The sequence below is a fragment of the Dinghuibacter silviterrae genome, assembly GCF_004366355.1.
Taxonomy (GTDB): Bacteria; Bacteroidota; Bacteroidia; order Chitinophagales; family Chitinophagaceae; genus Dinghuibacter; species Dinghuibacter silviterrae.
In genome coordinates this window covers 3,789,598-3,804,344 of the sequence record NZ_SODV01000001.1, presented here as the reverse complement: position 1 = coordinate 3,804,344, position 14,747 = coordinate 3,789,598, and the positions used below count along the sequence as shown (strand labels likewise).

The window sequence follows — 14,747 nt, the reverse complement described above, 5'->3', positions numbered from 1 at the left end:
TTTTATTTGTATATTTTCTCATGCGATCCAGCATCCTTATGAGCATGGCCATCGGCCTGCTCCCTACCGTACCGATTACGGCTCAAACCAAGGCCGGTCTCACCTTTGCCCACGGACAGCACATGGTGATCCTGCCCTTTTATACGTCCGACCACCGCATATTTATCAAGGCAAGGGTCAACGATTCGGGTGACCTTGATTTCCTGCTCGACCCCGGAGCCCGCACCACGGGTGTACAAGTCGACCGCGCCGTCGCGGAGTCCACCAATTTTCCGTTGACCGACACCGTTGTGCTTTGGCTAAAGACATTAAAGATTGCCCGGCAGCGGATCACCTGGGTGACGCAAAAAGACCTGGAACCAGGTCATCCCTGCAGCGGGGTACTGGGGTATGGATTCCTACGTAATTTTGTGCTGCGCTTCGACGGGAAACACGGGCGATTGATCGTCACGGATCCGGGGTATTTCGAAGACAATACCCTCAAGGGAAAGGAGCCCCTCAATGGGCAGAATCTCATGCTGCTGTTGCGCGAGGGGAAAACGGTGACGTTGCATTATCCACGGAATTACATGATCGTTTCGGACTAGGGCGCGGCGTGGAGCCGCTGCGTGCGGGGCCGCGCCGGAGCCACAGGCCTATGCTGCCGTGCGCTGGCGGTGCAAAAAGCTCCCGCTGAGCGCCCCCATGGCCCCCACGAGCCCCCCGACAAACCCCGTCACCGCGATCAGGAGCAGCGGGGACGACATCTTTAACACCAGCAGGCTGATGCGGTTGGCCAGCAGGTGGTCATTAGCCTCGTCCAGGTACAGCGCCAACCCCGCCCACAACACAAAGACCGCGGCAAAGCCGCACAGGAGGGCCTTCCAGGGCGTTTGCGGAATCAGGGCGCTGACGACGAAGGCAACAATGGCGACCGACCAGAAAGGGAGGTAGATCTGTGCGCCAAGGCTGAGGAGGAGGATCAGTATAAAGGAGATCAGGAACTTCATCGTCAGGGTTTTGAAAAATTAAGCGTCCAGCGGATGCGGGGATCGGCCTGTTGATCCGGCTTCATCACCCAAAGGGTATCGTATTGGCCTTTTGCCCAGGGCATCACCATGTTGTCATAAAAGATGCTCCCCGGGTTCCCGCTTTGCCCACCGGGGTAAACGCCATAGGCCTTGATGGGGTTGCTCAGTTCGACCACCATCCGCCAGCTGGGACCGTGGTCCGGTCTGGCGGCGTTGATACTGTAGGTCCCCCCGCCGATGGGCAGGTGCAGGTCGCTCAAGGCGTCCAGGCGGAGCAGGTGTTCGACATGGGTATCCTTAAACACCGCCCAGTTCAGGGTACTGGACGTGCCCGCCTGGAGCATCACGGGATAGGCCTTTTTCCAAGCCAGGGTGGCGATCTGCCGGAGCGTTTCCGTCTGAGGGGTGCGGATGTCGTCCACAAATTTATAGGTGGAATCTTTGAGCAAGGCCTCCACCAATGTCTCATCATAAGGCATCAGCAACGGCAGGGTCGTTTGGGCGAGTTCGTCACCATAGACCGCCTCTTTGAGGGTGTCCCACCAGGTGTGGAAAATGCTGGGCGCCGTTTCCCTGGCGTCGTTGCGCAGGTTCCAATCCCTGACGGCGTGATAATAGTCCAGCTCCCCGGGATCCATGGCCGTGGTATCGATGTATTTCAGGAAAAGGGGCCGCGCCATTTCTGCAAACACATCATAGTTGTCGGTCTGGAGGTTCATCATTTCGGACGGCGTCGCCTGGGACATGGTATCCAGCTCCCGGTTGATCGCGATCCCGCGATAGGGCGGATAGTTTCCTCCCAGGTAGTAGGGATAAGATTTGACGTCGACGGGTATCTGGTTGGCGCTGGAGACATAGCCCCTGGCGGGGTTGACCATGTGCGGGTTCTCCACCTGGGGAATGGTCCCCTGCCAGGCGTAGGTAGAATCCGTACCCGGCATCACAAAGTCTCCCTGCCGGAACCATTTGGCCGGGAACGACCCCTGGTCCCAAATGGCAATGTCCCCGTCGGTGCTGGCGAATAAACAGTTTTGCCCCGGCGTGTGGATGTTTTGGATCGCCGCCAGGTAGTCGTTATAGTTATGCGCATGGTCCAGGTCGCGGAAGGCCAGGAGCTCGTTGCTCGAATCCTGTGCGGTCCATCGGCAGGCATAATACCGGCCCGTGTTGAGCGGGTCCGGGTATGAAGGGTCGTACATGACAGGCCCCCAGACGGTATACGCCACCGTATCCATAAAGTCAGGCGCGCCTTTCACCTTGATGTCCTCGACCCGGAAGGTGGTGGGCAGCCACTGGCCGTTGTATAAATATTCCTTGCGCGAATAATCCCTGAATTGTACTTCGTAATAGTCGCGGACGTCCCGCATGGCGTTGGTAAAGCCAAAGGCGCAGGAGTCGTTAAACCCGATGATCACCGCCGGCGAGCCAGGAAAGGATACCCCGTAGACATTCATATCCGGTGTATGGATCTGCAGCTCGTACCAAAGCGACGGCAGGTTCAGCCCCAGGTGGGGGTCGTTACAAAGGATGGGCGCCCCGCTCGCCGTCCGGGAACCTGCCACGGCCCAATTGTTCGAACCGTCGTCCCGGTCCGCTTTCCAGAAGTCATAGGGCAGCGGTCCCCCCTTGGTCATCATATACGCGGTATCCACGTGGGCCGGCAGGTGCAGGCGGATCCCCGGCGTATCCTTGTGCAGGTACAAGGGCGTGCCCACCGGGATAATGGGGTCTATGGAATCCTGGGTGGTGGGATACAACAGCGCGAAATCCGCCGCGCTAAACAGGCTCCGGGCGTTGGTCAGCGGGAAGTCGTTCTCCGCACCCGCCAGGTCCAGCGACATCAACTTGAGCAACAAAGCCGTTTTGAGGTTTGTCCACGGTTCCGGTTGAAAACCGAGCAATTTATATTCGAGGGGAAGGGTGCTTGCGGTAAGCGTAGACATATAGGCATTCACCCCTTCGGTATACGCGTCACAGGCCGCCTTGGTCACCGGATCGGCTTCCATCCCTTTCAATGCCTGTTCCGCCCCATAGACCATTCCCAGCCGCCTGAAGTTCCGGTCCACCCTGTTGAGCAGGTCAACGGTGCCCGTATAACGCCCCAATATCTCCGACAAACGTCCCGCGGCAAAACGCGTCTGGAAATCCATTTGCCAAAGCCGGAAACGCGCGTGAAGATAACCCTCGGCAAAAAAAGCATCCTTTTCACTTTGGGCAAAAATATGGGGGATCAGCTTGTCGTCCAGGTATACCTTCACCGGCGCCGACAACTCCTGGAAGTGCAGGTCCATCGCATAGTCCGTACCCGCGGCCTCTGCGTTTTGCCAGAATCCGATCTGTGGATCGAAAAACGGCCCCAGCGCCGGCAGCGATTTAAAGGAGGTATCGAGTACAACGACCAGGAGCCCCGTAGCCAAGGTGCTGGTGATAAAAGGCCATAGACGCATAGAGAGGTAAATGGAGAGCGGAAGATACTTAATTTTTGAGAAGGCGTCCCAGCAATTCCACCTCTTCCACGCTATTATAAGCATGCAACACGATCCTCAGCCGCTCCGTTCCCTGGGGCACCGTGGGATACTGGATGGGCCGGACGTCCAGCCCGGACGTTTGTAAAGCTGCCGCCACCCGCCGGACCTCGTCGTTCCCCGGTACGATCACCGCCTGTATGGGCGTCGCGCTTTTCAGACGGGCATAGGGCAGATCCATTGCCTGGAAGTGGGCGGCCAGCGCGTGGAGGTGTGCCCGTTCGGCCGTCATTCCGGGAAACACCCCATACGACTTACGGACGAGGTCCGCGGCCACCGGCGGCAGGGCCGTGGTATAGATCAGCGAACGCGAGAAATTGACCAGGTATTGTTTCAGGTCGGCGCTCCCCAGGACAACGGCCCCATGGCAACCCAGCGCCTTGCCAAAGGTGTGGACCCGCGCGAAACAGCGGTGCTTTTTTTGCACCAGCCCTTCGCCCCTTTCCCCGATCACCCCGGTGGCGTGGGCCTCGTCCACGATCAGCCAGGCGTCGTAGCGCCGGCAAAGCGCATCCAGTTCGTCGAGGGGGCAGCAGTCGCCGTCCATCGAGAAGAGGGTCTCCGTGACGACGTACACGGCGCCGCGGGGGCCGTCCGCGCCGGTCACCTTCTGCAACAGCCGCTCCAGGTCCGCCATATCATTATGCTGGAAGGAATACGCGCGCGCAAAGCTCAGGCGGATCCCATCCCGGATAGACGCGTGCGAGAGGCTATCGTATAATATGGTGTCCTCCTTTTGAAGGATGCTGGAGAGAAGTCCCACGTTGGCGTCATACCCTGAATTGTACATCAGCGCCGCTTCGGCTTCGTGAAAAGCGGCGATCTCACCCTCGACGATGGACAGCAAGGGGTAGTTCCCCGCCAGGAGGCGGCTGCCGGTGCTTCCGCCCGACAGCACCGGGTCGTGGGCGAGGAGGTGTCCCCGGGCGATCCCCAGGTAGTCGTTGGAACAGAAGTCCACCGACGGGGCGCTGAGCTTTAACTCGCGGAGGGCGCCCTGGGCGGCGCGGGCCTCCATTTTTTTCTGAAGAGGAAGGGGTAACATGGGCGTAAAGATATTGTGTGGCGGCGATATGCGCCGCCCATGGTACCTTTGCCCCCATGGAAAAAAGCGTATTAGGCCTACACCTGCCGACGGATCCCCGCTGGGTGGACCTGGCGGGCAAGACCCTGGAAGATATCCTGACCGATCATGCCTATTGCGAACAAAAGGCGGCCACGAGCTGTATTTCGCTCATCCAGCGGTATTCGGACCGGGAAGTGCTTGTCAACGAAGTGGCGCCCATCGTCACCGAGGAGTGGGGCCACTTCCGGTTGGTCCTCGCAGAGCTGCAACGCCGGGGGCTGCGGTTGGGGCGTCAGCGCAAAGACGAATACGTGAACGCCCTGATGGCCTTCGAGGTCAAGGGAGGAGCCGAAGAGGACAAATTGCTGGACAAATTACTGTTGTGCGCCCTGATCGAGGCACGGAGCTGCGAACGCTTCAAACGCCTGAGCGAGGGGTTGGACGACGAGTACCTGCGCCAGTTTTACCGGCGCTTTATGGAAAGCGAGGCGGGGCACTATACGCTTTTTATCGACCTGGCGCTCACCTATATCCCGGAGGACAAGGTGCGCCGCCGGTGGAAAGAGTGGCTGGCCCACGAGGCCGCCGTCATGGAGACGCTAGAGGTGCGGGGCGACCGCATGCACTAGGACGTCGGCGGCTGCGCGCCGCAGGAGGCGCTGCCAGCGAGTGCGCCGCAGGCGCGGCGACGGACGGCGCAGTAGCGTTGCGCGGCCGCCGCCAGGGGCGCCGGCGAACGGGGCCTTACATCGGTCGCAGCGACAGAAAGTCTTTTCTTTTGATATAGTACAAAAACAGAATGTACAAGACCGGCCCGAAGCTCAGCACCCCGAAAATCCACCACCGCGTCAGCATCCCCGTCAGGAAAAAGAGCATGGTCAGGGCGAGGCCGGCAATGAGCTGGCCGTCGTCCATACCGCATTCGACGCGGAAATAGTACGTATTCAGGTGATAGTATACCAGCTCCAGCGGGCGTGAGATGTGGAACCCGTCCGTCACGACGAGGACGGGGTTATTGTGGTCTACATCGATGACGACCTTTTCGTTTCCAATCGGGTAGATATCCTTACCATCGAGGACGATCCGGATCCGGGAAACGCGCAAAAGAAGCTGGGGTTTCTTGACAACGACAATATGGTAGGTCTTCTCGGGGATCGTTACCTTATTTGAGTGCGCGGATAATGGCCTCGAATTCCTTGGCGATAAGGCTGGCGCCGCCTACCAAACCACCGTCGACGTCGGGACAGGCGAAGATTTCGGCAGCATTGGCGGCCTTGACGCTTCCCCCGTATAATATGGAGATGTGGTCGGCGGTTGCGCCGTATTTTTTGGCAAGGACGGAACGCAAAAAGGCGTGCATTTCCTGGGCTTGCGCGGACGTGGCGGTTTTCCCGGTGCCGATGGCCCAGATGGGTTCATAGGCAATGACGACTTTTCGCAGTTGGGCGTCGTCCAGGTGGAAAAGGCTGTGCTCGATCTGTTTGGCCACAAAAGCATTTTGGGTGCCTGCCTCGCGGACGGTGAGGGGTTCACCGCAGCAAAAGATGGGGGTCAGGCCGTGGGCGAGGGCGATGTCCAGCTTTTTGGCGAGGACATGATCGGTTTCTCCAAAATACTCACGGCGCTCGGAGTGGCCGAGGATGACGTGGGTGACCCCGATGGACTGGAGCATTTCCGCGGAGGTCTCCCCGGTATAGGCCCCGGATTTCTCGGAATAGGCGTTTTGGGAGCTGATGTGGACTTGTGTCCGTCCGGTTGCCCGGAGCTTGGTGAGGGCCGGGTACAGGTAGGGGGCGGGAACGGCAAAGACCACTTCCTGGTGGGCTTTGGGGGTCCAGTCGATGGCCAGGACCTCATCCAGCAGTTTTTCTGCTTGTCCCAGCGTCAGGTTCATCTTCCAATTGGCGGCGGCGATCTGTTTTCTCATACGGCCGCAAAAATAGGTTGTAAAATCTGTATTTCGTCAGGCGTCAGGTGCCGGCCCTTTAGTTTTTTCCAGTTGTCGATGTCCCGGAGTGCCTTTTCCCAGTCATAACGGGTGCCGTCGAGGCCCCAGCTGAAGTCGGGAAGATAGCCGGAGACGTTTCCGCCAAAGACATTGCAGCACACCCCGACCACGGCCCCGGTATTAAACCCCGTCTGGATCGCGCAACGGGAATAGTCCCCCATAAAAAGCCCGGCCTTTAACCCGGCAACCTCCGCCCTACCCTTCGCGGGGTTCCAGACCTTGACGGGTTGTGCGTTGTTCCGGACGTTGGAACAGGAGGTGCCCCCGCCGAGGTTGCACCATTCTCCGATAAGGGAGTCGCCCAGGTAGCCGTCGTGATTTTTGTTGCTGTAGCCAATCATGATCACATTCTTCACTTCCCCGCCGGCTGCGGAGTACGGACCCAGCGTGGTGGCTCCATATGTTCGCCCCCCCATCTTTAACGTCGATCCCTCGCAAAGGGCAATGGGTCCCCTTAGGAGGCAACCATCCATGACTTCTGCATTTTTCCCAATATAGATCGGACCGGTGGACGCATTTAATACGGAGAAGGATACCTTGGCGCCTTCCTCCAAAAAGATATCGTCCGGGTTGACAACATGGTTCCCCGGGGGGACCGGTTGGGAGGTACGCCCGGCCGTTAGTAGGTCGAAGTCGATGCGCAGGGAGCGGTCGTTCCAGTGGACGAGCTCCCAGGGGTAGCGGAGGACGCGGGCAGCGCTCAACATGCGACGCTGCGTGCCCTCGCCGCCTGGCGCGCGGCGCTGCGGATCATCGCCTCCGGTCGTGCGCCGTCGCGCGTCCTCGTCGCCCAAGCTGCGGCGCACCGGGTTCTTGTCGCCGGCGTAGTAAGCCAAAGGAGTGTCGCCGTCATAAAAGGCTTCGCCCTTTTTCAGGGCAACGACTTGTGCCCAGACGTCGGGGTCGGGCATGAGGGCAGCGTTTAAAAAAAGAACGGGGCCTTCGGCGGCGGCAAAGTCGGAGGCGGCGGCCGCGCCAAAATCAAGGGCGGCGGTCGCGGCAACATCGAGCGCGTTCATTTCGTTCAGCGCGCGCACGCGTTCGCCGAACGGCGCTTCCGTATTTTTACGGAGCGCATCCCCGATGATCCTTTCCCAGGTTTCCCGGATGGTCATGATACCCTTACGAAGGGCACTTACGGGGCGGGTGCGTGTAAAGGGATATAAATCTTCCTGGTGGGAAGGTTCGAAAAGGACAACCTGCATGTCCTAAAGCTAGGACAATAACTGTTGTCTCAGCAAAAATTCCATTTTGGTATTGTTGTCTACCAGCTGCTCGGTCAGCTCTTTGTTCTGGGCCCGGAGCTCGTATAGCTCGTAGGCTTCTTCGAGGTGGCGGGTGATCTCCCCCTCGTTCCAGGGCTTTGTACAGTAGCGGAATACCTGGCCGAGGTTGATGGCGTCAATGACGGCCTGGATGTCTGCATAGCCGGTGAGCAGGATCCGGATGGGGTCCGGATATTCTTCGAGAATGGAGGCGAAAAACTCGATTCCGGTCATCTGCGGCATGCGCTGATCGGAGATGAGGATGTGCACACTTTGCCCGGAAAGGATCCGCCTTGCCTCTACCGCGGATTCAGCTGTAAGGATGTTGAACTGCCGCCGGAATGTCGCTTTGAACGACAGGAGGTTGTTTTGTTCATCATCGACATACAATACTGTGGGCTTCACTTCTGTCTTCATCGTACCACCAAGATATGAATAAGTTAGGCAAATTTACTTCGGACTTTAGTTAACGACTTACAAATGAGGTTATATTAGCAAATTTATTGTCATACTAGACCTTTCTTTGCGGAAACTTCCTCCAAGGGCAATCTTTATAACTCAGAAGAATATATGGTTACGGAGGTACGAATCAGGGCTTTTAGGGCAGTAGATGAACCGGAGACTTGTCGCCATTTTATAGAGGGACACAGAACGGTATTAGGCAATCATGGCATCAACAAAGTAACTTCTTCCAACGATCAATGGGCAAACTGGCCTTCCGTTTTCGTCGTCGTAGTAGAAAGCGAGGATGACGGACGAATGTTCGGAGGCGCTCGTGTGCACGCGGCGGACGGAGTCCATCCACTCCCCATCGAAGGCGCCGTTGGCGACATGGATCCCAGTATCTATGTCATGGTCCGGGAGAACCTCTCCAAGGGCACAGGGGAATTGTGCGGGCTTTGGAACTCCATCGAAGTCGCCGGTTTAGGAATAGGGGCTATTTTCGCCTCCAGGGCCGCACTGGCCATCGCACCACAAATTGGTCTAACCACTATCTTTAGTCTTTGCTCCCCCGTTACGGTGAAATTTTCCGAGTGGCAGGGGGGCAGGATCATAAAAGATATCGGAAATAATGGTACCTTTTACTATCCGAAACACGACTTACTGGCCACCGCCGTTTTTGTACAGGACATGATCAATATGCCGGATACCGCCGCCCTTGAGAGGGACAGGATCATGAACCTTCGGGAGCAACCCCGACAGGTGGCCATGGAGCACTACCCTTTCCGGAAGGGTTCGACCGCCATTAAAATTAGCTATGATCTTAGGGTACAGAATGCGGATATCCATGAATTCAGGAATGCGTAGCTTTTTGGTGCTTTGCGTGTGCCTCTTCCTGGCGACCGCCGTGCGCGCACAGGAGGTGATCGGCATCACCAGCAACCAGCAATTGTTGTCCATCGGGCAGCAGACGTTTTTCCTAAAGGACCTCGAACAACGCTATTCGGATTCCACGATACAAACCGCGACCGGTTTTGAGCCAGTGGGGAAAAACATCCCGGTATTCCCGAAGTCCACGATCAACAACTGGCTTCGGTTCCGCGTGGCCAACCAGACGGATGACCATACCCTGTATATGACGGCCCAGGCACCCGGTCTTCCGAGCCTGATGGTGTACAAGACGCAAGGGGCGCGCCTGGTACCCATTTTCAAGGGGGGGAACATGTACCCGTACGGCGACCGGCCGGAAGACGCCGTCGACTTTGTCGTGGATCTGAAGCTGCGCCCGGGGGACACGGCCACCTATTACCTGCACGTCGTCAGCAACCACCCCCTGGTCCTGCCGCTGATCATCGGGAGCCGAGTGTCCACCGACCGCTTTTCCGACACGAACGTCTTTATCATCGGCGCGTACTTTGGTATCCTGCTGGTCATCTTTTTCTATAACTTATTTATCTATTTCTCCGTTAAGGACCGAAACTACCTGCTCTACATTATTTATGTCTTTTTCCTGGGGCTGGCCCAGTTCAGCTCCTCCGGTTTTGCCTTTAAATACCTTTGGCCCGACGTCCCCGGGCTCAACCGGTATATGGTGGTCATCAGCTCCAGCGTGGTGTGTATGGTGGCCATCGTTTTTGCGATGTATTTTTTGCAGATGCGGACGTATGCCCGCCGGTTGATGCCGGTGAACTGGTATTTTCTCATCAGCTATTCGATCGCCATCCTGGCCAACCTGGCCGGCATCAACAAGATCAGCTATAACATTTTGGATATAAACGGCCTGTTCATGGCCATCTATGTCGTGTCGGCGTCCGCCTACATCGCCTGGAAGGGATTCAAAGGAGCCATATATTACCTCCTGGCGTGGTTCATATTTATGGTGGGGCTGATCTTTTATGTCCTGAAAAATTATGGGATCCTCCCGTCCAATATCTTTAGCAACTACGCCCTTTATATAGGCTCTTCGGTGGAAGCGATCCTCCTGTCCATCGCCCTGGCGGATAAAATCAACGTCCTTACCCGGGAAAAAGAAGCCTCCCAGGCCAAAGCCCTGGAGGCATCCAGGGAAAACGAACGCCTGGTCCGGGAGCAAAACGTCATCCTGGAGGCCAAGGTCCACGAACGGACCAAAGAGCTGGAAAAAAGCAACGACGACCTGAACGGGGCCCTGGACCACCTCAAGGCGACCCAGTCGCAACTGGTCGAATCCGAAAAGATGGCCAGCCTTGGTGTGCTGACCGCCGGTATCGCCCACGAGATCAACAACCCCATCAATTTCGTCAAGTCGAACATCAAACCCCTGCAGCTCGACATCCGCGACCTGTGGGAGATCATCGGCCAATACGAGAACCTGGACCTCAAGGGAGACCTGGAGGACCAGATCGCCGAAATCGACGCCTACAAACGCGAAATCGACATTCCCTATATCAAAACCGAAATCGGTACGCTGCTCCAGGGCATCGAGGACGGCGCCACCCGGACCGCCGAGATCGTCAAGGGGCTCCGGACCTTTAGCCGGCTTGACGAAACCGAACTTAAAAAGGTAAGCCTTCACGAAGGCCTGGACTCCACCCTGGTCCTTTTGAAAAGCACCACCCCCGGGAACATCCAGGTCGTCCGACACTACGAGGCCATCCCCAACGTAGAGTGTTTTCCCGGCAAGCTCAACCAGGTATTTATGAACATCATGAGCAATGCCCTCTATGCCATGGACAAAAAACACTCCGGGCAAACCGAATACCTGACCGTATCCACGGCCATGTACGACGCCGAACAGGTCCAGGTGCGGATAGCCGATACCGGGACCGGTATGCCCGACGAGGTGCGGGAAAAGATTTTCGATCCATTTTTTACGACAAAAGAGATCGGGGAGGGCACCGGTCTCGGATTATCCATCGTGTTCAGTATTATTGAGAAACATAAAGGCAGGATCGTCGTACATTCGACCCTGGGTAAGGGGACCGAATTCCAAATCATCCTCCCCATCGTTCACCCTGTAAATTGATACTATGAGCGACAACCGGATTAAAATACTTTACCTGGATGATGAGATCAACAATCTCAACACGTTCAGGGCCAGCTTCCGGCGAAACTATGAGATTTATACGGCGCTCACCGTTACCGAAGCCAAAACGCTTCTGGAAGAAGTCTCCGTGGAGGTCATCATTGCCGATCAGCGCATGCCGACGACCACCGGTGTCGAGTTCTTCAACAGCATCAAGGAAAAACACCCCGACCCTATCCGCATCCTGCTCACCGGGTATACCGACGTTGAAGACATCATCGACTCCATCAACAAGGGACAGATCTACCGGTTTATCCGAAAGCCCTGGGAGGAGTTTGAGATCGCCACGGCCATTACCAACGCCCACGACCTGTATACCGCCCGCAAACACCTAAAAGAAAAGGTGGTGGCCCTTGAAAAAACAAACGAGGAGCTCAACCGGTTTATTTATAGCGCCAGCCACGACATGCGCTCACCGCTCGTGTCTGTCTTAGGTATCATCAACCTCGCCAAGTCCGACCAGTCCATCATCGATCCCAACGGTTATGTCGACCTCATCGAAAGCTGTATCCTCCGGCTGGATGAGTTTATTAAAAAGGTCATCGAATACTACCGCAACACCCGGGTCGACGCCGATATGGAAATCGTGAACTTCAGCCAGATCATCAAAGAGGCCATCGATACGCACCGGCACCGGAACAACAACGTCCACTTCACGGTAGACGTCCAGGAAGACCATGTGTTCAGGGGTGACGCCTTCCGCACCGCCATCATCCTGAACAACCTCATCTCGAACGCCATCAAATACCAGAAGTCCGACGAGCCAAACCCCAAAGTGCACCTGCAGGTCCGTACCTACCCCCACAAAGCCGTGATCACCATAGAAGATAACGGCGTGGGCATCCTCCATACCCATTTGAACGACATCTTCCGCATGTTTTTCCGCAGCAACCGTACCGACAATGCCGGTACGGGTATTGGCCTTTATATAGTAAAAGAAGCGCTCAACAAGATGGGTGGTACGATAGAGGTAGACTCTACTTATGGGCAGGGAACAAAATTTGAAATTATTCTACCGAATCATGTCGAGTAAGTGCGCCGTTGTTTTGATCGATGATAACGAGGTCGATCTGTTCCTCCACGAACAACTCCTGCTCCGTGCGGGCTCGTTCGGGCCTGTATGGTCCTTTACCAACCCCCGCCGTGCGTTGGATCACCTCGCCTCCCTACCCTATATCGATCCCACCGAGCGCTACCCCATCGTCCTGTTGCTCGACATAAAAATGCCCGATATGGACGGGTTTTCTTTTCTTGACCGCCTCGACGCGCTCCCTGCCAGCCTGCGCCGCCGCTGCCACGTCGTCCTCCTCTCCGCTACGCTCCAGATCGGCGATACCATTCGCGCAGAGGCCCATCCTTCGGTGGAGGCGTTTGTCACAAAGCCGTTGACCATTACGAAATTGGCAGAAATAGCGACGTTGGTTGCGTAATAAGTAGGATTTCTTATATTTGGCCCCTCAATTAATCCTACATTATGAATAAGGTTCTCCTTGCGCTCCTTTGCATGGCCGCGCTCTCCTGTTCAAAAAGCTCCAATTCCTCTTCCGGTCCGGTATTCATCACCTACACCGCCAACGGTCAACTCGTCACGGTCGACAGCATTACCGTAGACACGATCTACGACAACAATTATAATTATCCAACCCTGGAAATCATGGGCAGGCAGCTCCTCCCGGGGATGACGGATTCCGTGGGTTTCCACCTGTTTATGGAGGGCGGCGCCTACAGCGCCCAGCACATGACCGGCCTTTATAGCGACACCGTTCACACGCACGCCGGTTTCTACCTGGAGTCCTTTGACCTCGTCAACCGCGGTAACTTCTTTTTCACCAATACCTTCGACGGGGGGAACCCTCCCTCGCTCGTCCAGATTACCTCCAACAACGGACGCCAGGTTACCGGAACATTCAAGGGCTTCGAAGGCCAGGTGCAGGGGGCAAAAGTGCCGGGGCTGGGAGACAGCATCGTAGTGACCAACGGGTCCTTCCGGGTGAATCTGCCCTAGGCGCGGGCCGCGCAGCGCCGTCTGCGAGTCGCCGCCGCGCTTCGAGGCGCCGCCCTAGCGGCCGCCTCAGGCTCACAGGCATGCCCCGCATGCCGCCACAGCGTGCCAAGGCGCGGCGCCAGCCGCCGCCGGTGCCTAAGGGTCGCCCCGCGAGATAAGGCCGACGTGCTAAAGTTTTGCTAAACCACACCCGCACACATGCGAAAACTGCAAAACGCTTTGCATCTTTGGGGGGATTACAAAGGGGGGGCGAAGCTCCCCCTTTGTCGCGACGCATAAGATGTTTTTGGGCCGAGGCCTAAGTTGCTGGCAACCAAGGCCTCGGCCCAAAAACAAAGACCCCGCGAGGAATCGCGGGGACAAAAAGTATAGCCATGAAAAACAATAAGTACTAAAGTTAGTCATTTTTCTGCAATGACATACAAATTTCCATTTGTAACCTATCCTTCTTTACTTATTTTTTCTCGTAACGCTTCTTGAATTTGTCGATACGCCCTGCAGTGTCTACCAGGACATTCTTACCGGTATAGAACGGATGGGAGGTGCTGGAGATATCCAACTTGATTACGGGATACTCATTCCCATCTTCCCACTTGATCATTTCACGGTTACCGGAGGCTGTGGAGCGGCCCAAAAAAGTGGTCCCGTTGGACATATCCTTGAATACTACGAAACGATAGCTCTCGGGATGAAGTTTTTTCTGCATGATTATCAATGTTTTATGCTTGGATCAGCCAAGCGTGGACGTAAACGAGGCGCAAAAATAATAAATTTCCGCGAATTTTCGCAGGGGGGCGCGCGTTATGACTTCATATTTATGAATTGCAGCGGCACCCCCAAGTTGGCGGCTTTGACCGTGGCAATCACTTCCTGAAGGTCGTCGATCTTTTTCCCTGTAACCCTAACGATGTCATCCATGATCTGGGACTGGACCTTGAGACCGGCGTCCTTGATGACCTTGACAATTTTCTTGGCGTCGTCCTGGGCAAGGCCGTTCCGGATGGGGATGGTTTTCTTATAAGCTTTCCCGCTTTGAAAGGGTTCCTTGCTCATATCGAAGGCCTGGGGATCCAGCCCTTGTTTCATCGAACGGCTGATCAGGACGTCGATCACCTGTTTGAGCTTCATGTCGCTGTCCACCTCGATGTTGAGGACGAGGTCTTTTTTGTTGAGGTCGAACAGTACGTGCGAGCCTTTAAAGTCGAACCGGTTGGTGATTTCCTTAGACGTCGTATTGACAGCGTTGTCGACGACCTGGGCGTCTACCTTGCTGGCAATGTCAAATGAAGGCATAACTGAAAGTTTCCGTAAAATTAACAAAAAAGGGGCGCCACGTAATAGTGACGCCCTTGTATATATTGTT

16 protein-coding genes are annotated in these 14,747 nt (G+C 56.1%); 7 read left to right on the top strand and 9 right to left on the bottom strand.

Going from position 1 to position 14,747, the window contains the following annotated elements; genetic code table 11:
* Positions 1-20 precede the first annotated feature (20 nt).
* Positions 21-587, top strand: coding sequence for a hypothetical protein (locus tag EDB95_RS16395; protein WP_133994882.1), 567 nt, complete (start codon positions 21-23; stop codon positions 585-587).
* 48 nt (positions 588-635) lie between these two features.
* On the opposite strand, the gene EDB95_RS16390 is transcribed toward EDB95_RS16395, so the two are convergent.
* From EDB95_RS16390 to EDB95_RS16380, 3 genes are read right to left on the bottom strand one after another with little or no spacing between them, the layout of a single operon-like run.
* A complete protein-coding gene (locus tag EDB95_RS16390) occupies positions 636-989 on the bottom strand; it encodes a hypothetical protein (RefSeq protein ID WP_133994881.1) in 354 nt (117 codons plus the stop codon).
* A 2-nt stretch (positions 990-991) separates the two neighbouring features.
* Positions 992-3,457, bottom strand: a complete 2,466-nt coding sequence (locus EDB95_RS16385) for a penicillin acylase family protein (protein ID WP_133994880.1) — start codon at positions 3,455-3,457, stop codon at positions 992-994.
* 28 nt (positions 3,458-3,485) lie between these two features.
* Positions 3,486-4,580, bottom strand: a complete 1,095-nt coding sequence (locus EDB95_RS16380) for an aminotransferase class I/II-fold pyridoxal phosphate-dependent enzyme (RefSeq protein ID WP_133994879.1) — start codon at positions 4,578-4,580, stop codon at positions 3,486-3,488.
* Between the two features lie 56 nt (positions 4,581-4,636).
* Here EDB95_RS16380 and miaE point away from each other — a divergent pair, with 56 nt between their 5' ends.
* Positions 4,637-5,230 carry a tRNA-(ms[2]io[6]A)-hydroxylase gene (gene miaE / locus EDB95_RS16375; protein WP_133994878.1) on the top strand — a complete coding sequence of 198 codons (594 nt, stop codon included), beginning with the start codon at positions 4,637-4,639 and terminating at the stop codon, positions 5,228-5,230.
* Positions 5,231-5,345: 115 nt separating this feature from the next.
* Here miaE and EDB95_RS16370 read toward each other — a convergent pair whose 3' ends face one another.
* Genes EDB95_RS16370 through EDB95_RS16355 form a run of 4 tightly spaced genes read right to left on the bottom strand, consistent with a single transcriptional unit; the run spans position 5,346 to position 8,291 of the window.
* Entirely contained in the window at positions 5,346-5,705 is a 360-nt protein-coding gene (locus tag EDB95_RS16370; RefSeq protein WP_133994877.1) for a hypothetical protein, read from the bottom strand.
* Positions 5,706-5,763: 58 nt separating this feature from the next.
* A complete protein-coding gene (tpiA, locus tag EDB95_RS16365) occupies positions 5,764-6,528 on the bottom strand; it encodes a triose-phosphate isomerase (protein ID WP_133994876.1) in 765 nt (254 codons plus the stop codon).
* Positions 6,525-7,814, bottom strand: a complete 1,290-nt coding sequence (locus tag EDB95_RS16360) for a putative sugar nucleotidyl transferase (RefSeq protein WP_133994875.1) — start codon at positions 7,812-7,814, stop codon at positions 6,525-6,527. The genes tpiA and EDB95_RS16360 overlap by 4 nt, the downstream gene beginning before the upstream one ends.
* Before the next feature lie 9 nt (positions 7,815-7,823).
* On the bottom strand, positions 7,824-8,291 hold the full coding sequence (locus tag EDB95_RS16355; RefSeq protein ID WP_133994874.1) for a response regulator: 468 nt from the start codon (positions 8,289-8,291) through the stop codon (positions 7,824-7,826).
* A gap of 153 nt (positions 8,292-8,444) precedes the next feature.
* On the opposite strand from EDB95_RS16355, the gene EDB95_RS16350 reads away from it, so the two are divergent.
* The 5 genes from EDB95_RS16350 to EDB95_RS16330 are packed head-to-tail and all read left to right on the top strand — an operon-like array spanning position 8,445 to position 13,384.
* Positions 8,445-9,182 (top strand): hypothetical protein, encoded by a 738-nt coding sequence (locus tag EDB95_RS16350; protein ID WP_133994873.1) that lies wholly within the window; start codon positions 8,445-8,447, stop codon positions 9,180-9,182.
* A complete protein-coding gene (locus EDB95_RS16345) occupies positions 9,175-11,319 on the top strand; it encodes a sensor histidine kinase (RefSeq protein ID WP_162852636.1) in 2,145 nt (714 codons plus the stop codon). The genes EDB95_RS16350 and EDB95_RS16345 overlap by 8 nt, the downstream gene beginning before the upstream one ends.
* A gap of 4 nt (positions 11,320-11,323) precedes the next feature.
* Positions 11,324-12,412 carry a sensor histidine kinase gene (locus EDB95_RS16340; RefSeq protein ID WP_133994871.1) on the top strand — a complete coding sequence of 363 codons (1,089 nt, stop codon included), beginning with the start codon at positions 11,324-11,326 and terminating at the stop codon, positions 12,410-12,412.
* Entirely contained in the window at positions 12,402-12,809 is a 408-nt protein-coding gene (locus EDB95_RS16335) for a response regulator (protein ID WP_162852635.1), read from the top strand. Before EDB95_RS16340 ends, EDB95_RS16335 begins: the two co-directional genes overlap by 11 nt.
* A gap of 44 nt (positions 12,810-12,853) precedes the next feature.
* Positions 12,854-13,384: a hypothetical protein gene (locus EDB95_RS16330; protein WP_133994869.1), complete on the top strand. Its 531-nt coding sequence runs from the start codon at positions 12,854-12,856 to the stop codon at positions 13,382-13,384.
* Between the two features lie 454 nt (positions 13,385-13,838).
* Here the strand turns inward: EDB95_RS16330 and EDB95_RS16325 are convergent, their stop codons facing one another.
* Entirely contained in the window at positions 13,839-14,090 is a 252-nt protein-coding gene (locus tag EDB95_RS16325; protein WP_133994868.1) for a type B 50S ribosomal protein L31, read from the bottom strand.
* Positions 14,091-14,185: 95 nt separating this feature from the next.
* Complete coding sequence (locus EDB95_RS16320; protein ID WP_133994867.1) at positions 14,186-14,677, bottom strand: YajQ family cyclic di-GMP-binding protein; 492 nt, start codon at positions 14,675-14,677, stop codon at positions 14,186-14,188.
* Positions 14,678-14,747 lie beyond the last annotated feature (70 nt).